At 67.6% G+C, this 21,802-nt stretch carries 18 protein-coding genes; 12 read left to right on the forward strand and 6 right to left on the reverse strand.

Features of this window, described 5'->3' with window-relative positions; translation table 11 throughout:
• Nucleotide 1 precedes the first annotated feature (1 nt).
• From ACE3P6_RS06130 to ACE3P6_RS06155, 6 genes are all read right to left on the reverse strand, one after another.
• Nucleotides 2–1,975, reverse strand: a complete 1,974-nt coding sequence (locus ACE3P6_RS06130; protein WP_374392750.1) for an aminotransferase class V-fold PLP-dependent enzyme — start codon at nt 1,973–1,975, stop codon at nt 2–4.
• A 126-nt stretch (nt 1,976–2,101) separates the two neighbouring features.
• Complete coding sequence (locus ACE3P6_RS06135; protein WP_374392752.1) at nt 2,102–2,857, reverse strand: inositol monophosphatase family protein; 756 nt, start codon at nt 2,855–2,857, stop codon at nt 2,102–2,104.
• Between the two features lie 29 nt (nt 2,858–2,886).
• Nucleotides 2,887–3,741, reverse strand: a complete 855-nt coding sequence (locus ACE3P6_RS06140) for an MBL fold metallo-hydrolase (protein ID WP_374392754.1) — start codon at nt 3,739–3,741, stop codon at nt 2,887–2,889.
• A gap of 2 nt (nt 3,742–3,743) precedes the next feature.
• Complete coding sequence (locus tag ACE3P6_RS06145) at nt 3,744–4,850, reverse strand: class II histone deacetylase (protein WP_374392757.1); 1,107 nt, start codon at nt 4,848–4,850, stop codon at nt 3,744–3,746.
• Nucleotides 4,847–6,193 (reverse strand): aminotransferase class III-fold pyridoxal phosphate-dependent enzyme, encoded by a 1,347-nt coding sequence (locus ACE3P6_RS06150; RefSeq protein ID WP_374392759.1) that lies wholly within the window; start codon nt 6,191–6,193, stop codon nt 4,847–4,849. Before ACE3P6_RS06150 ends, ACE3P6_RS06145 begins: the two co-directional genes overlap by 4 nt.
• Nucleotides 6,190–6,924 carry an IclR family transcriptional regulator gene (locus ACE3P6_RS06155; RefSeq protein WP_374392762.1) on the reverse strand — a complete coding sequence of 245 codons (735 nt, stop codon included), beginning with the start codon at nt 6,922–6,924 and terminating at the stop codon, nt 6,190–6,192. Before ACE3P6_RS06155 ends, ACE3P6_RS06150 begins: the two co-directional genes overlap by 4 nt.
• 111 nt (nt 6,925–7,035) lie before the next feature.
• On the opposite strand from ACE3P6_RS06155, the gene ACE3P6_RS06160 reads away from it, so the two are divergent.
• The 12 genes from ACE3P6_RS06160 to ACE3P6_RS06215 all read left to right on the forward strand — a co-directional run bounded on the left by ACE3P6_RS06160 (nt 7,036) and on the right by ACE3P6_RS06215 (nt 21,775).
• Nucleotides 7,036–8,514 carry an aldehyde dehydrogenase family protein gene (locus ACE3P6_RS06160; protein ID WP_374392764.1) on the forward strand — a complete coding sequence of 493 codons (1,479 nt, stop codon included), beginning with the start codon at nt 7,036–7,038 and terminating at the stop codon, nt 8,512–8,514.
• On the forward strand, nt 8,511–9,740 hold the full coding sequence (locus tag ACE3P6_RS06165; protein WP_374392766.1) for a Tm-1-like ATP-binding domain-containing protein: 1,230 nt from the start codon (nt 8,511–8,513) through the stop codon (nt 9,738–9,740). Before ACE3P6_RS06160 ends, ACE3P6_RS06165 begins: the two co-directional genes overlap by 4 nt.
• Before the next feature lie 195 nt (nt 9,741–9,935).
• Nucleotides 9,936–10,949, forward strand: a complete 1,014-nt coding sequence (locus tag ACE3P6_RS06170) for a BMP family protein (protein WP_374392769.1) — start codon at nt 9,936–9,938, stop codon at nt 10,947–10,949.
• Nucleotides 10,946–12,481, forward strand: a complete 1,536-nt coding sequence (locus ACE3P6_RS06175) for an ABC transporter ATP-binding protein (protein WP_374392771.1) — start codon at nt 10,946–10,948, stop codon at nt 12,479–12,481. Before ACE3P6_RS06170 ends, ACE3P6_RS06175 begins: the two co-directional genes overlap by 4 nt.
• Nucleotides 12,471–13,514 (forward strand): ABC transporter permease, encoded by a 1,044-nt coding sequence (locus ACE3P6_RS06180; protein ID WP_374392774.1) that lies wholly within the window; start codon nt 12,471–12,473, stop codon nt 13,512–13,514. The genes ACE3P6_RS06175 and ACE3P6_RS06180 overlap by 11 nt, the downstream gene beginning before the upstream one ends.
• On the forward strand, nt 13,511–14,455 hold the full coding sequence (locus tag ACE3P6_RS06185; RefSeq protein WP_374392777.1) for an ABC transporter permease: 945 nt from the start codon (nt 13,511–13,513) through the stop codon (nt 14,453–14,455). Before ACE3P6_RS06180 ends, ACE3P6_RS06185 begins: the two co-directional genes overlap by 4 nt.
• Nucleotides 14,456–15,724: an amidohydrolase family protein gene (locus tag ACE3P6_RS06190; protein ID WP_374392780.1), complete on the forward strand. Its 1,269-nt coding sequence runs from the start codon at nt 14,456–14,458 to the stop codon at nt 15,722–15,724.
• A gap of 275 nt (nt 15,725–15,999) precedes the next feature.
• Nucleotides 16,000–18,093, forward strand: coding sequence for a serine/threonine-protein kinase (locus ACE3P6_RS06195; RefSeq protein ID WP_374392781.1), 2,094 nt, complete (start codon nt 16,000–16,002; stop codon nt 18,091–18,093).
• A gap of 2 nt (nt 18,094–18,095) precedes the next feature.
• Complete coding sequence (locus ACE3P6_RS06200) at nt 18,096–18,287, forward strand: hypothetical protein (RefSeq protein ID WP_374392784.1); 192 nt, start codon at nt 18,096–18,098, stop codon at nt 18,285–18,287.
• 111 nt (nt 18,288–18,398) lie between these two features.
• Nucleotides 18,399–19,520, forward strand: coding sequence for a peptidoglycan-binding protein LysM (locus ACE3P6_RS06205; RefSeq protein ID WP_374392787.1), 1,122 nt, complete (start codon nt 18,399–18,401; stop codon nt 19,518–19,520).
• A 372-nt stretch (nt 19,521–19,892) separates the two neighbouring features.
• The gene (locus ACE3P6_RS06210) at nt 19,893–20,963 is read left to right on the forward strand and encodes an ABC transporter substrate-binding protein (protein WP_374392789.1); all 1,071 of its coding nucleotides are present in this window, start codon (nt 19,893–19,895) and stop codon (nt 20,961–20,963) included.
• Between the two features lie 176 nt (nt 20,964–21,139).
• On the forward strand, nt 21,140–21,775 hold the full coding sequence (locus tag ACE3P6_RS06215) for a TetR family transcriptional regulator C-terminal domain-containing protein (protein ID WP_374392791.1): 636 nt from the start codon (nt 21,140–21,142) through the stop codon (nt 21,773–21,775).
• Nucleotides 21,776–21,802 lie beyond the last annotated feature (27 nt).

The following is a 21,802-nucleotide window of genomic DNA, read 5'->3' on the forward strand; positions in this document are numbered from 1 at the left end:
CTCAGCCCGGAACCAGCGCCAGGGCCCGGATCGGCGAACCCGTCCCGTCCTTGATCTTCAACGGTGTTGCGATCAGCACCGCACCTTTCGGCGGCAGCTGGTCGAGGTTGCAGAGGCTGGCAAGGCCGAAGCAGTTGTCCCGGTGCAGGAAATTGTGCGCCGGGAAGGGCGGGCTGAACTTGCCAGCCATCCCCGCATCGGTGCCCACGCATTGCGTGCCCCAGCCGACGATCCCCTTGCCCAGCAGGTAGTCGATGCAATCCGTCGACGGCCCCGGCGAATGCGAGCCGTCCTCGTAGGGGTCCGGGTCCTCGTTCAGGAACAGCTCTTCGTCAGCGCTGCGCTTGTCCCAGTCGGTGCGCATCACCACCCATTCGCCGGGGCCGATCTCGCCGTGCCTCGCCTCCCATTGCTTCACATGGGCGGCGGTCAGCAGAAAATCCGGGTCTGCGGCGGCCTCCGCCGAACAGTCGATGACGTTTACCGGCGCGATCAGGCGCTGGACTGAGAGGGTGTCGGTGAAGCCGTCCGGGTGATCCTTGCCGGAAAGCCAATGGTGCGGCGCGTCGAAATGGGTGCCGGAATGCTCGCCCAGCTCCAGCCAGTTCCAGGCCCAGAACGGGCCGTTCTTGTCGTATGCGCTGATCGGGTGGATCGCGACCTTGGGCGTGTTCCGCGCCAGGTCCTCCGGCAGCCGCAGGATCGGGGTGTCCGGCCCCAGCTCGGCGGAGAGGTCCACCACCTTCACCCCGCCGCCCGCCAATCCGGAGGCCAGCGCCGCCAGCACCTCCCCGGCGCCTTTCTGCGCGTCGCCCTGCCCCGCAAAACGGCGGCGCCGGCGGGTCATGATGTCCTCGATCAGGTCGAAGGTCGCGTCCACCGCCCGCTCCTCGGTCACGAAGCCGGGCGAAAGCCGCAGGATCGGGCCGCGGAAGTCGACCGAATAGCCCTCGACCCCCAAAGCTCCCACGCAGGCGGCGGCCTCGGCCTTGTCGGGCATGTGCAGCATGACGGCGCCACCCCGCTTGTCCGCGTCGCGGGGGGAGTGGAGCGGCAGGTCCAGCCGGTCGGCACGGGCGATGATCCGGTCGACCAGGCGGCGGTTGTGGGCGGCGACGTCGCGCAGGTCCTGCTTGGCGAACCACTCCATCGCCGGAAGCGAGGCGATGGCCGCGACCGAGCCGGGCGTGCCGCTGTCGAAGCGGCGGATGTCAGGGGCGTAGGCGAACTTGTCGAGGTCCCAGGAGAAGGGGTTGTTCTGGGAGAACCAGCCCCGTGCCTCGGGCTGCAGGCTGGGGATCAGGTCCTTGTCGGCGTAGAGGATGCCTGCGCCCGGCGTCCCGCAGAGCCATTTCAGGCTGGTGGAGACGACGAAATCCACCCTGGGGTTCATCGCATCGAAGGGCATCAGGCCAGCCCCTTGCGTGATGTCGGCGACCATCAGGCTGCCCATCTGCCGACCGTGAGCGACCAGCGCCGGGTAGTCCATCTTGGACGAGCCGATCGAGGTGACCCAGGTCAGGAGGGCGAGACCGACGTCGGGACCCCAGTTGGCGAGGAAGTCGTCCGTTTCCACCCAGGCGCGGCCTTCGCTGAGGGGGACGGTGGTCAGGGTGAAGCCCATCTTCGGAGCAAGGCCTGCGAGGAGGAAATGGACGGACGGGAAGCAGTCGGCGGAGGCCAGCACCCGCTTGCCCTTCAGGCTCCCTTCCGGGAGGGCGCGGAGAAGCTTCTGCATCCCCTCGGTCACGTTGTCGACCGTCGTCAGGCTGCCCTTCGGGACGTTGATCAGCCGCCGCCAGCGGTCGATGAAATCCTGCCGCTTCCGGAGGACATACCCCCACTGCTTGTCGTTGGGGGCGGCCCAGATCTCGGAGAACTCGGCCATCGCGCGGGTCAGGTCGTCCTCTTTCCCCGGATAGATGCCGATGGAATGGTAGAGGAAGTAGCCCCCCTCGGTGGTGTTGCGGTTCATGGGATGCGGCCCTCCCCGGCCTTGGGGTGAAGAGTGCCAGCGGGGCGCGGGGGCTGCAAGCGGGTTTGCTGTCCACAGTGGACAGATTTCTCGATCCTTCGAAATCAACGGCTTGCGCGCGGGCGTTCAGGATTTCTTAAGAATTTCACCGCACCAACCGGCGGCGCGCGCGAGGGCGAAGACCTCGCCTGCCAGCACGTCCACCGTGCCGTCTGGATGGACATCGAAGGCGATCGGCAGGCCCGCAGCGCGGCAGAGCGCAAGGCCCGCGGCGCAGTCCCAGAGCCCGCCCACGCGGGGTTCGATGTAGCCCTTCAGCCGTCCGGTCGCGACCAGCATCAGCGACAGCGCGCAGGAACCGAAGAGGCGGGGGGCGTAGCCTGCGGCCTCGACGGCGGCCTCGATGGCGTGGCGGTCGGCGGCGGGCCAGCGCGGGTTGCGGCCAAGGCCGATACAGGGCGGATCGGTGGCGCGCGAGCCGGGCCCAAGGCCGGTTTCGCGCAAGACGCCGCTGGTGTTGCCCACCGCCATCAGGCCCAGCGCGGGGGCGAAGATTCCGCCCGCCAAGGTTTCCCCGTGGTCCATGAGGCCGAGGGAGATCGTCCAGAACGGCAGGCCGGACAGAAAGTTCGCGGTTCCGTCGATGGGATCGACCGCCCAGAAGCGGCCCGTCGCGCTACCGCCGAGTTCCTCGCCAAGGATGCCGTCGCCGGGGAAATGCCGGGCCAGAAGGCGCCGGATCGTGGCTTCCACCTCGCGGTCGGCATCCGACACCAGATCCAGCGGTGCCTTCGCCGTCACCTGTCGCGCGGCAAGGCTGTCGAAGAAGCCAAGCGCCTGCGCGCCCGCTTCGACGAGGATGGAGGAGAGAGTGTCAAGCATCGAGGGTCGACAACGTGCGACTGGCGGGGTCAGAGCGGGATGCGCAAGCCGTCCTGGCCGACATGCAGCGTGCCGGACCAGTGCGGCACGCAGGCCCGGTGCCAGTCGGCGGGCCCGAATTCCGGGTCGTCGGACGGGATCAGGTGGTTGAGGGCCAGCGCCTTCACCCCCGCCGAAGCGGCCGTGCGCGCGACATCCTCGGCCAGGGTATGCGCCCGCAGCCAATGGTGCATCAGCCGGTCGTCGCCGTTGCCGATCCGGGCTTGCAGCGCGGCAAGACCCTTGGCCAGCATCGCCTCATGCACCAGAAGGTCGGCGCCCCGGGCAAAACCGGCCATTGCCGGGTTGTGCGCGGTGTCACCGCTGAAGACGACATGCTTGCCCCCGGCCCGGACAGACAAGGACCAGGATTCGGTCAGTGGCGGATGGATCGACGCCTGTGCAGTGACGGTCCAGGCACCCTCGGTGATCGGGGTGTCGGCGCTGATGGTGTGCAGGCTGACAAGCGAGGCCAGGTCGGGGCGGCCTTCGTCGGCGATGCGGGTGGCGATGTCTTCCTCCATCGAGGCAAGGAAGCCCTGCCAGTAGCGGATCAGGCCCGACGGCCCCCAGACCCGGACCGGGGTCTTCAGGCCCGCTGTCCAGGCAGTGTGCAGAAGCGGCCCGAGTTCGAGATAATGGTCGGAATGCAGGTGGGTGATGAAGATCAGCGACAGGTCCTTGAGTGCAAGGCCCTGGTCGACGATGCCCCGTGTCACCCCCAGCCCGCAGTCGACCACCGCCCATTGCCCGGCCAGCGACAGAAGCGAGGACGTCGGCATCGGCGAGCGGTGCCGGATCGCCGGTCCGCCCTTGGTGCCGAGAAGGGCGAGGTGGTCGGTCATCGTCAAACCCCGTATGCAGCGGCCATGTCGGCCAGACGGCGATCCTCCAGCGCCTGGAACTCGGGGGGCGGTTGCTGGGCCATCAGGAAATCGAGGAAGGGGTCGATCACCGGGGTCCGCCGCGCCGCGAGCCCCTCCATGATAGCCTGTCCGCAGAACGGGACATAGGCCTCGGAATAGCCGCCTTCGTGAACCATGACGAGTTTGCCGCCGCAGAGGGTGTCGGCGGCCTGCATCAGGCTTTGGGTCATGGCGCGGTAGGTGTCGGAATGCGCGAGCATCCGGGCCAGCGGGTCGAGCGCATTGGCGTCGAGGCCGGAGGCGACGACGATCAGGTCGGGCCGGAAGCGGTGGAGGGCGGGCAGGACGATGCGGTCCAGCGCGGTGAGATAGCTTTGATGGCCGCCGCCGGGGAGGAGGGGGATGTTGATGTTCGCCCCCTGCCCCACGCCCGCGCCGCGTTCGGTGGTGGCGCCCGAGTTGGTCGGGTAGCAGGCATTCTGGTGCAGCGAGATGGTGAGGGTGTCGGCGCGGTTCCAGTAGATGGCTTGCGTGCCGTTGCCGTGATGGACGTCCCAGTCGATGACGGCGACCTTGCCAAGGTGGTGGCGGGCGCGCATTTCCTCGATGGCGACGGGGATGTTGGCCAGAAGGCAGAAGCCCATCGGGAAGTCGGGCAGGCAGTGGTGGCCGGGCGGGCGCGAGAGGGAATAGGCGTTCCGCCACTGGCCGGTCAGCACCTTGTCCATCGCGTGGATGGCAAGGCCGGTGGAGAGCGCGGCGATCTCGTAGGAGCCCTGGCCGAAGGGGGTTTCCTCACCCAGCATGCCGCCGCCTGCGTCGGAGAGACGTTTGAATTCGGTCAGGTAACTGGCAGGATGGATGCGCCTGAGGGCTTCGTCGCTGGCCTCGGGGGCGCTTTCCACGGCGAGGTGGCGGGAAAGGCCGGAGACATCGAGCAGGTTCTTGAAGCGGCGCTTCGTCTCCGGGCTTTCGGCATGGCCTCCGGCGGCGAGGGGCTGGATCCAGCCGCCGGGTTTCAGGAAGAGGGCCGCCTCGCCGGTGGTGTGCCAGAGCGTGCGTTCGTCGAAGCAGAAGCCGGTGGTCATAGAGCCGCCAGCCCCGCGTCGAGCGCGGTGAGGATGGTGGTGGCGTCGGCTTCGGTGATCACCAAGGGCGGCGAGAGGATGATGTTCGGGCCGGAGACGCGGACCATCGCGCCTTCCGCGTAGGCCTTGGCCTGAACCTGTCCCGGTTGCGCCTTGGGGGGGGCAGATTTGCCGGGGCCTGCCAGTTCGATGGCGAGCATCAGGCCGTGGCCGCCCCTTACGTCGCCGATCTGCGGGTATTTGGCTTTCAGCGCATTGATCCCGTCCCAGAGCTGCTGGCCCCGTGCGGCGGCGTTGACGGGGACGTTCAGGCGTTTGGTCTCGGCAAGGCTGGCGATGGCGGCGGCGGCGCCGACCGGGTGGCCGGAATAGGTATAGCCGTGGCCCATGGCGGCTTTCCCGCTTTCGTCGGATTCGAAGACCTGCGCCACGCTTTCGGCGATCATCACCGCGCCGAAGGGGAAGTAGCCGTTGGTGATGGCTTTCGCCGTGCAGGCGAAGTCGGGCTTCACCCCCCAGAGCCGGCTGCCGGTCCAGGCGCCGGTGCGGCCGAAGGCGGTGATCACCTCGTCGGCGATGAGGAGGATGCCGTGTTTCCGGCAGATCGCCTCCACCCCCGGCATGAAGGTCGGGTGCGGGGGGATGACGCCGCCCGCGCCGAGGATCGGCTCCATGATGAAGGCGGCGATGGTGGCGGCACCCTGGAAGGCGATCTCGTCTTCCAGGGCTTGCAGGCAGAGTTGGGCGAGTTTGGCGGGGTCGGCTTCGTTGAAGGGGTTGCGGTAGGTGTAGGGCGCGGGGATGTGGAAGCAGCCGGGGAGGAGGGGTTCATAGGCGGTGCGGAAATTGGCGTTGCCGTTGACGCTGGCCCCGCCCATGTGGGTGCCGTGGTAGCCTTTCTTGAGGGAGAGGAACTTGGTCCGGCCCGCTTCGCCGCGGATCTTGTGGTACTGGCGGGCGAGGCGCAGCGCGGTTTCGACCGAGTCGCTGCCGCCGGAGGTGAAGAAGGCGCGGGTCAACCCGTCGGGCGCGAAGAAGGCGCGGAGTTCCTCGGCCAGCTCGATCACCTTGTCGTTCGAGGTGCCGCGGAAGATGGAATAGTAGGGCAATGCGTCGAGCTGGGCGGCGATGGCGTCCTTCACCGGCTGGCAGGAATAGCCGAGGTTGACGTTCCAGAGCCCGCCCACGGCATCCACCACCTCATGCCCGTCGATGTCGCGGATGCGGGTGCCGTGGGCGCCGGTGATGATCGCGGGGGGCGACTTCAGGCTGTCGGCGGGGGCGGTCATCGGGTGCCACAGGCTGCGGGCATTGTGGGCTTTCAGGAAGTTGGCGTCTTTCATGGGAGGCTCCTGTCAGGGGGCTGGCCGCCCCGGAGTTGGGTGATCTCGGCCCCGGCGAGGGTCAGCTCACGGGTGATGGTGGCGTGGAGGTCGGGGGTCATGCGCGGCGCGGCGGCGGCGACAGCAAGGGCGCCGGTGCAGGCGCCGGTGGCGTCGAAGAGCGGCACGGCGAAGGAATGGACGTCCTTCTCGAAGGTCGAGAGGGTTTCGGCGTAGGCCTTCTCGCGGGTGGTGGCGATGCGGGCGCGGAGGGTTTCGGGGTCGGGGGCGGCGGCGATCAGGGGTTCGGGATCAGGGTGGTGGGCGAGGACGGCGGCGCCCGAGGCGGTGGCATGGAAAGGGAGGAGGTCGGCGTCCTCCATCATCACCCGGACGCCGGTGCGGGAGGCATAAGCGAAAGCGAGGGTCTGGAGTTTTCCGGCCACGAGATGCGAGAGATGCGCCGTCTCGCCGGTGGCTTCGGCCAGGCGGCGGAGGATCGGCATTGCGGCTTCACGCGTGGGAACGGCGGCTTCGCGCAAGTTGGCAAGGCGCAGGACGGCGGGGCCGAGGCGGTATTCACGGGCCGGGCCGGTCTGTTCCAGGAGGCCACGCGATTCGAGTTCGGTAAGGAGGCGGTGGCAGGTCGCCTTGTTCAGGCCGGAAGCGCGGGCAAGCTGGCTGAGGCCAAGCTGCGGCTGGCCCCTTGTGAAGAGGTCCAGAAGGTCCAGTGCCTTGCCGACCGTTCCCATCTGGCTGCTGGGCCTCCCCTACCCTTTCCAAAAGAGTTGACAGACGGGGCCGCCCCCTGTCAATCTGTTTTTAAACCATCGGTTCATTATTTGAACCATCCGGGAGGGGATATGGACCAGGCATTGATCGACCGGCTGGCAGCGGCCCCGGTCGCGGCGGGGAGGCTGCTGATCGAGGGGGAGTGGGTCGAGGGCGCCGGGGAAAGCCCGGTGCTGTCGCCCATCGACGGGCGGCAGTTGACGACGCTCGCCTCGGCGGGGCCGGAGGACGTGGCGCGGGCCTGCGCCAGCGCCCGTGCGGCCTTCGAGGACGGGCGCTGGTCGCGGCTGGCACCGAGCGCGCGCAAGGCGGTGCTGCACCGGCTGGCCGATCTGATCGACAAGCACGCCGTTGAACTCGCCGTCTTGGGCGTCCGCGACAACGGGACCGAGATTTCGATGGCGCTGAAGGCGGAGCCGGGCAGTGCTGCGGGCACCTTCCGCTACTATGCCGAGGCCATCGACAAGGTCTATGGCGAGGTCGCGCCCACCGCGCCGAATGTGCTGGGCCTGATCCACCGCGAGCCGGTGGGGGTGGTGGGCGCGATTGTCCCCTGGAACTTCCCGCTGATGATCGGGGCCTGGAAGATCGCCCCTGCCCTGGCTATGGGCAATTCGGTGGTGCTGAAACCGGCGGAAACGGCGTCGTTGTCGTTGTTGCGGCTGGCGGCGTTGGCGCTGGAGGCGGGGGTGCCTCCCGGCGTGTTCAACGTGGTGACGGGGCCGGGGCGGGTGACGGGCGAGGCGCTGGCGCTGGCGCCGGAGGTGGATGTGCTGGTCTTCACCGGATCGGGCGCGACCGGGCGGCGGTTGTTGCAATATTCGGCACAGTCGAACCTTAAGCGCTGCTATCTGGAGCTGGGGGGCAAATCCCCCAACGTGGTCTTCGCCGATGCACCGGACCTGTCAGCGGCAGCGAAAGCGGCGGCGACGGCGATCTTCCGCAATGCCGGGCAGGTCTGCGTCGCGGGCTCGCGGCTGCTGGTGGAAGCTTCGGTGCATGACGCTTTCGTTGCCGAACTGGCGACGGTGACGCGAAAGATGGCGGTGGGCAATCCCTTGCGGCTGGAGACGCAGGTGGGGGCGGTGAACTCGCTGGTTCAGTTGGAAGCGAACCTGGGCTTTGTCGCGGACGCCACGCGCGAAGGCGGCGAGATCGTCACCGGCGGCACCCGGGCGTTGCAGGAAACCGGCGGGTATTACATGGACCCGACCATCGTGACCGGGGTCAGGCCGGAGCATCGGCTGTACCGGGAAGAGGTGTTCGGGCCGGTCCTCGCGGTCGCGCCCTTCGCCGACGAGGCCGAGGCGCTTCGGCTGGCCAATGCCTCGGACTTCGGGCTGGCGGCGGGGGTCTGGACCAACAGCCTCTCCCGCGCGCATCGGATGGTGCGGGGCATCCGCGCGGGCGTGGTGCATGTGAACACCTATGGTGGGGCGGATGTGACGGTGCCCTTGTCGGGGGTGAAGCAGTCGGGCAACGGGGCGGACAAGTCGCTGCACGCGCTGGAGAAATACACCGACCTCAAGACCGCGTGGATCCAGCTATGACCACCATCCTTGTCGCCGGAACCTGGGACACCAAGGACGCCGAACTGGGCTATATGCGCGACGTGATCCTCCGCCAGGGCGGGCGGGTGCTGACGATGGATGTGTCGGTACTGGGCGACCCGTCGCAGCCCACGGACATTTCCAAGCATCAGGTGGCCGAGGCGGCGGGGTCGTCGATTGCCGAGGCGATTGCCGCCGAGGACGAGAATACCGCGATGCAGGTCATGGCGACCGGGTCCGCCCGGCTGGCCGCGAAGCTGCATGGCGAGGGGCGCATCCAGGGGGTGATCGTGCTGGGCGGCACGATGGGGACCGACCTGGCGCTGGACCTCTGTTCGGCGCTGCCCTTGGGGGTGCCGAAATATGTGGTCTCCACCGTCAGCTTCTCGCCCATGCTGCCGCCGGAGCGCCTGCCTGCGGATATCCAGATGATCCTCTGGGCGGGGGGCCTCTATGGGCTGAACTCGATCTGCAAGGCGTCCCTGTCGCAGGCGGCAGGCGCGGTGCTGGGGGCGGCGCGGGCGGTGGAGCCTCCGCTGCGGGACAAGCCGCTGATCGGGATGACCAGTTTCGGCAAGACGGTGCTGCGCTACATGGTCAGCCTGAAACCGGCGCTGGAGGCGCGGGGGTTCGAGGTGGCGGTGTTCCATGCGACGGGCATGGGGGGGCGGGCGTTCGAGTCGCTCGCCGCCGAGGGAGCCTTTGCCGCCGTGCTGGACTTCGCGCCGCAGGAGGTGGGCAACCACCTCTTCGGCTCGGCGATCACGGCAGGGCCGGACCGGATGACCTCGGCAGGCGCAAGGGGGGTGCCGCAGATCGTGTCGATCGGCTGCTATGATCTGGTCGATCTGGTCGGCTGGCACCCGCTGCCCGCGCATCTGGAGGAGCTGCCGGGGCACGCGCATAACCGCCTGCTGTCGTCGGTGGTGCTGGATGCCGAGGCGCGTTGCCGCGTGGCGCGGGCGATCATGGGCAAGCTGGCGGCGGCGAAGGGCGAGGTGGTGTTCCTGCTGCCGACCCGGGGCGGCAACGAATGGGACCGGGAGGGCGGGCCCTTGTGCGATGCCGAGGGGCTGGCGGCTTTCGTGACGGAGGTCCGCGCCGCCTGTCCGCCGAATGTGCGGCTGGTGGAGTTGGACGCCCATATCAACGACCCGGCGTTCAGCGAGGCCGCGCTGGCGGTGGTGGACGACTGGATCGCCGGGGGCCGGTTGCCGAGGGCCTGACCGAAGTTCAGAAACCGCATTCAGTTTCGCCAACAAGGCATTGTCGTGCCGTGATTTTCATCGTCCATGACCGGTATCGCCGTCGTTGTCCCTGTGCTCCTCTCGGGGATAAACTGCCGCTTGTATCGAATCGGCATTGAGTTTTACCTTTTGGTAAAAATCAGACACCCAAAACCAACAGGGATAGGCAGTCACATGACCATCAGGACATTCACGATCTCGCGTCGCGGCCTCATTCTGGGTGGCGCCGCCCTGGGCTTTGCGGCGAACCTGCCGCGCGCCGCCCTCGCGCAGGAGCCGCTCAAGATGGCGGGCGTCTACACGGTGCCGGTCGAACAGCAATGGGTCAGCCGCATCCACATCGCCGCCGAGGCGCTGAAGGCGGCGGGGACGGTGGACTATACCTATACCGAGAACGTGGCGAACACCGACTATCCCCGCGTGATGCGGGAATACTGCGAGGCGGGGGTCAAGCTGATCGTCGGCGAGATCTTCGGGGCCGAGCAGGAAGCGCGCGAGGTGGCGGCGGAATACCCGGACGTGGCGTTCCTGCTGGGGTCGAGCTTCCCGCCGGATGCGGCAGCGAACCCGAACCTGGCGGTCTTCGACAACTATATCCAGGACGCGGCTTACCTCTCGGGCATCGTCGCGGGCGGCATGACCAAGGGCAACATCGGCATGGTCGGCGGCTTCCCGATCCCCGAGGTCAACCGGCTGATGAACGCCTTCATGGCAGGCGTGCGCGAGGTGAAGGCGGATGCGAAGTTCCAGGTCAGCTTCATCGGGTCCTGGTTCGACCCGCCGAAGGCCAAGGAAACCGCCTTCGCGATGATCGATGGCGGCGCGGACCTGATGTATGCCGAACGCTTCGGGGTGAGCGACGCAGCCAAGGAACGCGGCGTGCTGGCGATCGGCAACGTGATCGACACGCAGGGGGATTACCCGGAAACGGTGGTCACCTCCGCGCTCTGGCATTTTGAACCGACGCTGAACGCCGCGGTCGCGGCGATCCAGGGCGGGACCTTCAAGGCCGACAACTACGGCACCTATTCCTTCATGAATGCGGGCGGCTGCTCGCTGGCGCCCTTGGGCACCTTCGAGGGCAAGGTTGCGGCCGAAGTCATGGCCAAGGTCGCCGAGAAGGAGGCCGCGATCAAGGACGGCAGCTTCACCGTGGCCATCGACGACAACGAGCCGAAATCGTCGTGAGCCATGCCGGAGACGGGGCGGAGGTTGTCCTCCGCCTCGACCGCATCAGCAAGTCCTTCGGCGCGCTGAAGGCCAACGATGCGGTCAGCCTGACCCTGCGGCGCGGCGAGGTCGTGGCGCTGCTGGGCGAGAATGGCGCGGGCAAGACCACGCTGATGAACATCCTCTTCGGTCACTATCTGGCCGATGACGGCGGCGTGGAGGTCTTCGGCCAGCCCCTGCCCCCCGGCAACCCGCGCGCGGCGCTGGCGGCGGGGGTGGGGATGGTGCACCAGCATTTCACCCTGGCGGGCAACCTGACGGTGCTGGAGAACATCCGCCTCGGGACCGAGGGACTGTGGTCGCGGGGGGCTGCGGGTGCGCGGGCGAAGGTGGAACGCCTGTCGCGCGACTTCGGGCTGGCGGTGCATCCCGATGCCAAGGTGGGCCGCCTGACGGTGGGCGAGCGGCAGCGGGTGGAGATATTAAAGGCGCTCTACCGCGATGCGCGCATCCTGATCCTGGACGAGCCGACGGCGGTGCTGACCCCGCAGGAATCCGAGGCGCTGTTCGCCACACTGCGCAAGGCCACCGCGCTGGGGCTGTCGGTGATCTTCATCAGCCACAAGCTGCACGAGGTGATGGCGATTGCCGACCGCTGCGTCGTGCTGCGGCATGGGCGTGTGGTGGGCGAGGTCGACACCCATGCCACCGACAAGGGCGCGCTGGCGGCGCTGATGGTCGGTGGCGAGCTGTCGCTGCCAAGGGCCGAAGCGCGGGCGGCGGGGGCGGTGCTGATGCGGCTGGACGGAGTGTCGACGCCGAACCGGGGGGCGGCGCCGGGGCTGAAGGCGGTGACGCTGGAGCTGAAGGCGGGGCAGATCACCGGGTTGGCTGGCGTCTCGGGGAACGGGCAGGCGGCCCTGGCCGAGATCGTCGGCGGCCTGGCCCTGCCGGTTTCCGGATCGATCATGCTGAAAGGCGAAGCGGTCACGGGTTGGTCGCCGGGCGTGGCGCTGGCGAAAGGCGTGGCTCGGATACCGGAGGACCGGCACCATCAGGGCTCCATCGCAGATTTCGACCTGACCGAGAATGCGGTGCTGGAGGGCTATCGCTCACGCTTCTCGCGGCGCGGCTGGATGAACTGGCGCGCCGCGCGGGCGTTTGCCGAAGGGATCATCCAGGACTATGACGTGCGCTGTCCGGGGCCGGAGACACGCATCCGACTTTTGTCGGGCGGCAACATGCAGAAGCTGATCCTGGGCCGGGTCCTGTCGGCGGGACCGGAGGTCATCCTGGCGAACCAGCCGGTCCGGGGGCTGGACGTCGGCGCGATCGCCTATGTGCAGTCGCAGCTGATCGCAGCACGGGACCGGGGCGCGGCGGTGTTGCTCATCTCGGAAGACCTTGATGAAATCATGGGCTTGTCGGACGTCATTCACGTCATGTCTCAAGGCCGCCTGTCCCCCGGTTTCGCGCGGGGGACGATGACGGCGGCGGAGTTGGGCCTGTGGATGGCAGGCCAGAAGTTCGAGGCCCCGGATGCGGCTTGAACCGATTGCCAACCCCTCGGCCCTGCGGCGACTGGGCCTGCCTGCGCTGGCGCTGGTGGCGACGCTTGGGGTCGCCATGCTGCTGGCGCTGGTGGCCGGGGCGAACCCTTTTGCCGTGCTGGGCCAGATCGCCAAGGGCGCGCTGGGGTCGAAGCTGGCGGTGCTGGAGACGCTGAACCGCGCGACGCCCTTGATCTTCACCGGGCTGGCGGTGGCGGTCGCCTTCCGGGCGAAACTCTGGAACATCGGGGCCGAAGCGCAGTTGTATGCTGGCGCGATCCTTGCGGTCGTGCTGGGAACCGGGGTTCTGGGGAGCCCCTGGGTCCTCCCGGTGTCCGCCCTGGCCGCGATGCTGGCCGGGGCGGCGCTTTTGCTGGGGCCGGTGCTGCTGAAGACGCGGCTGGGGGTGGACGAGGTCGTTACCACGCTGCTGCTGAACTTCATCATGCTGCTTCTGGTCAGCTACCTGCTGGAAGGGCCGATGAAAGACCCAGGTGGCATGGGCTGGCCGAAGTCCACTCCGCTGATCCCCGAGGCCCGCCTGCCCCGCATCGTCGACGGCTTGCGGCTGCACTGGGGCTTCGCGCTGGCGATCATCGCGGCGGTTGTGGTTTGGGTGATCCAGACCCGCACCACTTTGGGCTTTGAAATCCGCGCCGTAGGGCAGAACCCGGAAGCGGCGCGGTTCGCCGGGATGCCGGTCAATGCGGTGCTGGTGAAGACCGCGCTTCTGTCGGGCGGCCTCGCGGCACTTGCGGGCTGGTCGGAGGTGGCGGGGCTGAAGGGGCATCTCTCGTCCGACCTGTCGCCGGGCTTCGGCTATACCGGGATCATCGTCGCCATGCTGGCAATGCTGCATCCGTTGGGGGTAATCCTGACCGCGGTCTTCGTGGCGGGGATCTTCGTGGGGTCCGATGCGATGAGCCGGGCGGCGGGGGTGCCGACCTATATCGCCGACATGCTGATGGCGGTCGCGCTGCTGTTCATGGTGCTGGCGATCCTGTTGACCAAGGCCAGGGTGGTGCGGGGATGAGCGCGGTGATCGACATCCTGATCTCGGCCAGCTTCTGGGCGGCGGTGATCCGCATCGCCTCGCCGCTGATCCTGGCGACGATGGGGGAGCTGATCTGCGAACGCGCGGGGGTGCTGAACCTGGGGATCGAGGGGATCATGGTCATCGGCGCCTTTGCCGGCTGGATGGCGGTGTATCAGGGGATGCCGCTCTGGGGTGGCGTCGCGGTGGCGATGGCGGCGGGGATGCTGTTCGGGCTGTTGCAATCCACGCTGACGGTACCCTTCGGCCTGTCGCAGCATGTGGTGGGGCTGGGGGTCACGCTCTTGGCCACGTCTTCGGCCTCCTTCGCCTATCGGCTGATGCTGCCCGAAGTGACCAGCCCGCCGAAGATCGCGCCGTTCCAGCCGGTGCATGTGCCGGTTGTGTCCAGCCTGCCCTGGCTGGGCGAGGCCCTGTCGCAGACCGCGCTGACCTGGGCGGCCTTTGCGGTGGCGGGGCTGGTGGCTCTCGTTCTGTATCGCACGCCGCTGGGGCTGGCGGTGCGGGCGGTGGGCGAGAACCCGGCGGCGGTCGAGGCGCAGGGGCTGTCGGTCACGGGCTTGCGGATGGGGGCGGTGATCGTGGGATCGGGGCTGATGGCGGTGGGAGGGGCGTTCCTGACGCTGTCGGCCTTCTCCAGCTTCTTCTTCGAGATGGTGAACGGGCGCGGCTGGATCTGCATCGCGCTGGTGGTGTTCGGGGCCTGGAAACCGGGCAAGGCGGCGCTGGGGGCGATCCTCTTCGCCGCCTTCGATGCCTTGCAGATAAGGCTGCAGCAGACGCCGCTCGGGGCCGCCCTGCCCTACCAGCTGTTCCTCGCGCTGCCTTATGTCCTGTCGATCCTGGCGCTGATCCTGATGTCGCGCCGGGCCGAGGTGCCAGCCAGCCTGATGGTGCCCTACAACAAGGGGGAACGCTGAATGTTCGATCTTCTGGTCAAGGGTGGCACCCTGCCCGATGGCACCGTGGCCGATATCGGCATCACCGGCGACCGGATCACGGCGGTGGGGCGGCTGGAGGCCGAGGCAGGCCGGGTGATCGATGCGGGCGGCGATCTGGTCAGCCCGCCCTTCGTCGATCCGCATTTCCACATGGACGCGACGCTGAGCTACGGCCTACCCCGGGTGAACGCCTCCGGCACACTGCTGGAAGGGATCAGCCTCTGGGGAGAACTGCGCGAGATCGCGACGGTGGAGGAGATGGTGGACCGGGCGGTGCGCTATTGCGACTGGGCGGTGAGCATGGGCCTGCTGGCGATCCGCACCCATGTCGACACCACGCCCGACCACCTGCGCGGGGTCGAGGCGATGCTGGAGGTGAAGCGCCGGGTCGCGCCCTACCTCGACCTGCAACTGGTCGCCTTTCCGCAGGACGGGTTGTACCGGACGAAGACGGGGCGGGAGAACGTGATCCGGGCGCTGGACAGGGGCGTGGACGTGGTCGGCGGCATCCCGCATTTCGAGCGCACGATGGAGGAAGGCGCGGAAAGTTTGCGCGACCTGGGCCGGATCGCGGCGGAGCGGGGGCTGATGTGGGACGTCCATTGCGACGAGACCGACGATCCTTTGTCGCGCCATGTGGAAACAATGGCGCGCGAGGTGACGCGACACGGGTTGGGAGGAAGGGCGGCGGGCAGCCACCTGACCTCGATGCATTCGATGGACAATTATTATGTCTCGAAACTGCTACCGCTGATCGCGGAAAGCGGAATGACCGCGATCCCGAATCCCCTGATCAACATCACCCTGCAGGGCCGCCACGACAGCTATCCGAAGCGGCGCGGCCTGACCCGGGTCAAGGAGATGCAGGCGATGGGCGTGCCCGTAGGCTGGGGGCAGGATTGCGTGCTGGACCCCTGGTATTCGCTGGGCACGGCGGACATGCTGGATGTGGCCTTCATGGGCCTGCATGTCGCGCAGATGACGCATCCGGCGGAAATGGCGCGCTGTTTCAGCATGGTGACGGAGACGAACGCCCGGATCATGAACCTGGACGGCTACGGATTGCGACCGGGTTGCCTGGCAAGCCTTGTGGTGCTGGACGCAGGCAACCCGACCGAGGCCCTGCGCCTGCGGCCGGACCGGCTGGCGGTGATCTCGAAAGGCAAGGTGGTGGCCGAGCGGCAGCGCAACGATGCCCGACTGACACTGGCCGGGCGGCCTGCCACTGTCCGTCGTCGCCACGGCTAAGGCCGACCCTTCCGCACCGGGCCGAGCCGTGATCCGGGAGCGGAGCCTGCCGGTTTCGACGCCATCTTTCCCGCGCTGGTTGAGCGGACCCATCCTTCAAATCTCCTCTTGAGCGCCCCATTTTCGCCCCGTTCCACAACCATGACGGTCGCAATGGATTGGTGCGCTTGTGTGGACGATTATCCCTGCGTAGCCGGAAGGGCCGCTCGCCGCCCGGTCCGGCACGGCCAGAACCGTCCCGTTGACGCTGCACCATTGTGGGAAGGGTGAACGAGATGGCGCAGCAGAAAGCGGTGGAAGCCGCGACCGATGAGGTCGAGGATCTGATCGACGAACTGCAACCGGGCGCGAAGCTGCTCAAGGGTCAGTACACCATCACCCGCTACATCAACTCGGGCGGCTTCGGCATCACCTATCTTGCCAAGGACAGCCTGGACCGCGACGTGGTGATCAAGGAATGCTTCCCCTCCTCGGTCTGCCGCCGGTCGAAAGTCGTCGTCGCCGCCCGGTCGCGCGCGCATACCGCCGAACTCAGGTCCATCGTCCAGCTTTTCGTGCGTGAGGCGCGCAACCTCGCGAAGATCGTGCATCCGAACATCGTTGCCGTCCACCAGGTCTTCGAGGACAACGGCACCGCCTACATGGCGATCGACTTTATCGACGGGCTGGACCTGCAACAGGTGATCGACGGCGAAGGTCCGCGGCTTTCGACCGACCATATCGTCAAGATCACCGAAAAGCTGCTGCACGCGGTCGGATTCATCCATGACCACGACATGCTGCACCGCGACATCTCGCCCGACAACGTGCTGATCGACAAGACGGGCGAGCCGATCCTGATCGACTTTGGCGCCGCCCGCGAGAAGGCCTCGCAGTCGAACCGCGCCATGTCGGCGCTGCGGGTGGTGAAGGACGGCTATTCGCCGCAGGAATTCTATATCGCCGGGTCGGAGCAGGGGCCGTGGAGCGACCTCTATGCGCTTGGTGCGACGCTGTACCACCTGATCTCTGGCGATGCGCCGGTGAACGGACAGGCCCGGCTTGCCGCCCTCGCCGAAGACCGGGCGGATCCCTACCTGCCGCTGTCCGGCCGGTTCCCGGACTATCCGAAGGGCTTCCTTGAGGCCATCGACCGCGCAATGAGCACGCTGCCGAAACAGCGCCTGCAATCGGCGCGGGATTGGCTGGCGATGTTCCACTCCGCATCGGCACCCCCGGTCGGAAGCGTTGCTGCCGCCGCACCCCTGGTCGCCGACCCGGTGCAGGACGCCGTCCCGGCGGTTGCCGCAGTCGCGGCCCCGCCCCCCCTGGCCAAGGCCGCCTCGCGCCCGGCAGACCCTGTCGCGGCCCCGGCGCCGCCCTCGCGCGGGAAAAGCCCGGTGCAGCTTGCGGCAGGTGTCGCCGCAGCCCTCATCGTGGTGGTCGCCGGGTACATGATGCTGGGTGGCAAGGAGCCCGCGCCGGACGCCGTGGCAACCGCAACCGAGAGCAAGCCCGCCGATGCGGCGGCACCGGCCGAGGCAGCGCCCGTTGAGCCGGCGGCGGCAACGGCCGAAGCCGCTGCCACCACACCTGCAGCGGCAGAGAAACCTGCCGCGACGGAAGCTGCTGCAGCCGCAGTCGAGCCTGCCGCCAAGCCCGAAGAGGCCGTCGCCGCTGCAACGCCGACCCCAGCTGTCGAACCCGAGGCCGCCGCCGCTCCTGCCGCCGCCGCGACCGAGACGGCAGCCAGCCAGCCTCCGGCCGCGCCGGTCGGCAAGCCTTCCGCCAACCAGATCGCCTTTGCCGCCTGGGACGTCGAGATTCCCTTCGCGTCGGACGACCGGATGGTCGATGGCAAGCGTGTTGCCGTGGTGACGCGAATTCCGCCGACGGTCGACGTGAAGGAAGCCGGTGACTGGCTGGCTCCGGGCATCAGCATCTACGCGGTCAACGGCACGCCGATCCAGTCCTCGGGCTCGATCACCGTGGCGGTGATGAACGCGATGTCGGTCGACCCCGACGGCAAGGCCCGCCTGGTCGTGGAGTACACCGATGCATCAAGGGAGAAGAAGACCGGACTTCTCACGGTCAGCGCCGTCCGGCTGGTCAACCTGGCGAACGGCGTCGGCACCCGGACCTCGGTTGTCGACGGGGTCTGGACGACCGAAGTGACCGGCGTCACCCGGCCCGAGATCACCAGCCTGCGCCAGGGCGACGTGCTGTTCCGCGACAAGACCACGACGACGCCGCTGGATGGCCCCGCCTCGCTGGAGCAGATCATCGCGGATCTGACTGCGGCCGGGGCGACGCAGACCGAATTCTCGGTCATCCGCGCCAACAAGGTCGGCGAGGCGCATATGCAGCTTGTCCTGGAGGGGGGCCAGTGATCATGGCGCTCCATCCTGCCCGCGCCGAGGATGCCGGGCGCGCGGGTTCGACGCCGCCCGCGGTCGGCGGACATGTGCGGGTCAAGCCGGGGCCGGATGCACCGCTCGACCCCCTGATCTTCGCCCTTGCCCGGGCGGTGGATCGCCTTGGTCCGGGTCTGCCGCCCGACCCCCGCCCGGAGGCCGCAGACTAGGCCGGGAGGGCTTGGGTTGCACAGAAGACAGATCGATCCCGGACGCCCCAGGCGGGATGGCGCTGCATGCCCGGCGCCGCCGCAGGGACCCCGGCCATAGGAGCACAGACGATGGCACTTTCGCGGACCTTTCTCATCGGCAGCACGGCGCTGCTTCTTTGCGGCACGGCGGCCCGGGCGCAGGAGGCCTGCACGACCTACAAGGTCCAGGCAGGCGACAACCTGCGCTACATCGCCCGGACGGCCTATGGCGATGCCGATCTCTACCGGGTGATCTATGACGCCAACGTGGCCACGATCGGCGAAAAGGCCGACCTGATCGAGATCGGGACCGAGCTGGTGTTGCCCTGCGCCGAGGCGACTTCCACCGCCGAACCCGCAACCGCTCCCGCCGCCGCCCCCGCCGCCGCCGTCGCAGCGCCAGAGCCTGCGGCGACCGAGACCGCCGCTGCAACCGCTACCCCGACCGCCGCCGCCCCGACGGTCAAGCCGATCGGCTTTGTCACCGGCAACGGCTATGCGCCCTTCGCCGATGAAACCCTGCCGGGCGGCGGCATGATGACCCAGCTTGTCGAGATGGCGGTGTTCCGGGCCGATCCGGGCATTCCCTACAACCTGACCTTCATCAACGACTGGCAGGCCCATCTCGACGCGCTCCTGCCCTCGGGCGCCTATGACCTGAGCTTTCCCTGGATCCGTCCGAATTGCGAGGCGCCCGAGACGCTGTCGCCGGGCGACCAGGCCCGCTGCAACGACTTCGTCTTCTCGGGCCCGTTCTACGAGATCGTCGACGGCTTCTTCGCGATGCGGGACAGCGGTCTTGGCGCGGCGACGAAATACACCGAGTTCGAGGGCAAGCGCATCTGCCGCCCCGAGGGTTTTACCACCGGCGTCCTGGATGCGGTGGGGCTGACGGCCGCGACCATCACCCTGACCCGCCCGGTCGAGGCGACCGATTGCTTCCGCGGCCTCGCGGCGGGCGAGGTGGACCTGGTGTCGATCGACGCCGAAGTGGGGGACTCGGCGCTGGCGGAACTGGGCCTGACCGCGAAGGTGGAACAGAACCCGCATCTGATGACCCTCCTCAGCCTGCATGTCATCGCGCACAAGTCGAACCAGCGCGCGGTCGACATGATCGGCCAGCTCGATGCAGGGCTGATCGAGATGTATGAATCGGGCGAGTGGTACGACATCGTCTCGAGCGCCCTGGCGCAGAACGGCAAGAAGCCTTGAGGGCTGTGGAACCGCGCGCGCCAGGCCGGGCGCATGTTGCCGAAACGGAAACGGAAATCGCGGCCAGATTGTGCGGTCGGGATATCGGACCCTTCACGCAACCTGCGCCCTTTTGCGCCGGAACACCGCCCCGCACCCCGTCCCGGCGGGGCCGGACACCCGGTTTCGGCCAGAAATCCGGCCCGGCGATCACAATTCGGGCCCGCAGCCGTCGAGCCGCTATTGATCACCAGATCGCCTTATTCGTGCCATCTATACAACCCTATGGTGCAGCATCGGTAATATTGTTTCGGCAGCTGCACGTTCCAAGCAGCATCTAACGGCCTTCAGAAGGAAATCCACCCCATGAGAACCGCATCGTATTTTCACCGGTTGACCGTTCTGACGGCTGCGATCATCTCGCTGCCTGTTCTTGCGGCAGCCCAGGAAGCTTGCACCACCTATACTGTCAAGGACGGCGATACATTGGGCTCGATCGCCCAGGCCGCCTACGGCACTTTCGACTACCAGATGATCTTCAACGCCAACCGCGATGCGCTGGCGGCGAACCCGAACAGCCTTCCCGCCGGCCTGCAACTGATCCTTCCGTGCGAGGACGGTCGCCTGACCCCCGACAGCCAGTTGAGCTCGGTCATCGAATCCGAGACCGCGAAGCAGGAAGCGAACAAGCCGAAGTCCAACGTCTACGAACCGCCGCTGAAATTCGTGACCTCCAACAACTGGATGCCCTTCACCGATGAATCGCTGACCGGCGGCGGCATCTTCGTCCGCATGGCCGCCACCGCCATGCAGCGCGGCGGCAACGATCGCGGCTACGAGGTCAGCTATGTCGACGACTGGATGTCGCATATCGACGTGCTCCTGCCCTCGGGCGCCTTCGACGTCTCGATCGCCTGGGAATCGCCGGACTGCTCGAAACTGGACATGCTGGGCGAATTCTCGGCGCGGATGTGCACCGAGTTCGACTTCTCGCTGCCGATCTATGAAACCGCCTACAGCTTCAACACGCTGGCAGACAGCAAGTATGCCAATGCCCGCAGCTTCTCGGACTATGCCGGCGCCAAGATCTGCCGCCCGGAAGCCTGGCCGACCGGCGACCTTGAAGTGCAGGGCCTGCTGCCGCCGGTGGTGGAATTCGTCCAGCCGAAGAACCCGCTCGACTGCGCGAACATGCTGCTGAAGGGCGAGGTCGACGTCTACTCGATCGAGGCGGAAACCACGACGGCGAACTTCACGGAACTGAACGCGATGGACAAGATCGCGGTCAACCCGGCGCTGACGACCTTCATCACCTACCACTTCCTGACGGCGAAGAGCAATCCGCGCGGCCGGGTCTACATCGCCATGCTGAACCGCGGCATCACCGAAATGCGCGAGTCCGGCGAATGGTACGACATCGTCGCCACCGGCCTTGAGGAGTACAACAAGCTGAAGCAGAAATAACCCCCCTCTGCATCAGTCTGTCGAAGGCCCCGCTCCCCCCGTGCGGGGCCTTCTCTTGTCGTTCCTTGCGACTTCCCCGTTGTCTTCTGCCACCGCGTCGGTATCAGATGCGGCCCGGACCATAGGGGGATATCCTGGACGAAGCCCTGCACAGCAAGGACCCTGCCCCCCGCACGATGAGCCGCGAGGCCCGGCGGGCGCAGCGGATTGCCTCGACCATCGAGACGCTGGCCGCGCGCGGCTATTCCCGCATCACCCTGACCGATGTCGCCCGCGCCGCCGGGTTGTCGCACGGGCTGGTGCTGTTCCATTTCGAAAGCAAGGAACGGCTGCTGGCCGAGACGCTGAATTTCCTCGCCGAGGAATATCGGCAGAACTGGCAGGCGGCGCTGTCGCAGGCCGGGGAAGACCCGGCCGAACAGTTGAACGCCCTGATCGAGGCCGATTTCAACCCGGCGATCTGCACGCCGTCGCGGCTGGCGGCCTGGTGCAGCTTCTGGGGCGAGGCGCAGTCGCGCCCGATCTACCAGGACCTGTGCGGCGACAAGGACGATGCCTACAACCGCCAGCTTGAAGGCATCTGCCAGCGGCTGAGCGATGCGGGCGGCTACGGCCATGTCGCCAACCGCGTGGCCCGGGTGATCCGCGTGAGCATCGAGGGCACCTGGCTGGACCTGATGACGATGACCGCACCCTACGAGCGGGACGAGGCACTGAGCACCGTCCGCACCTGCGCCGCACTCTGCTTCCCGCAGCATTTCACGCCGGACGGGCTGCGCCACGACCGCCCGCGCGAGGCCGGGCTGCGGTAAAATGCCCGGGAGAGACGGAGTGTTTGG

Origin of the sequence: Tabrizicola sp. (assembly GCF_041911175.1) — a bacterium.
Classification (GTDB): domain Bacteria; phylum Pseudomonadota; class Alphaproteobacteria; order Rhodobacterales; family Rhodobacteraceae; genus Tabrizicola.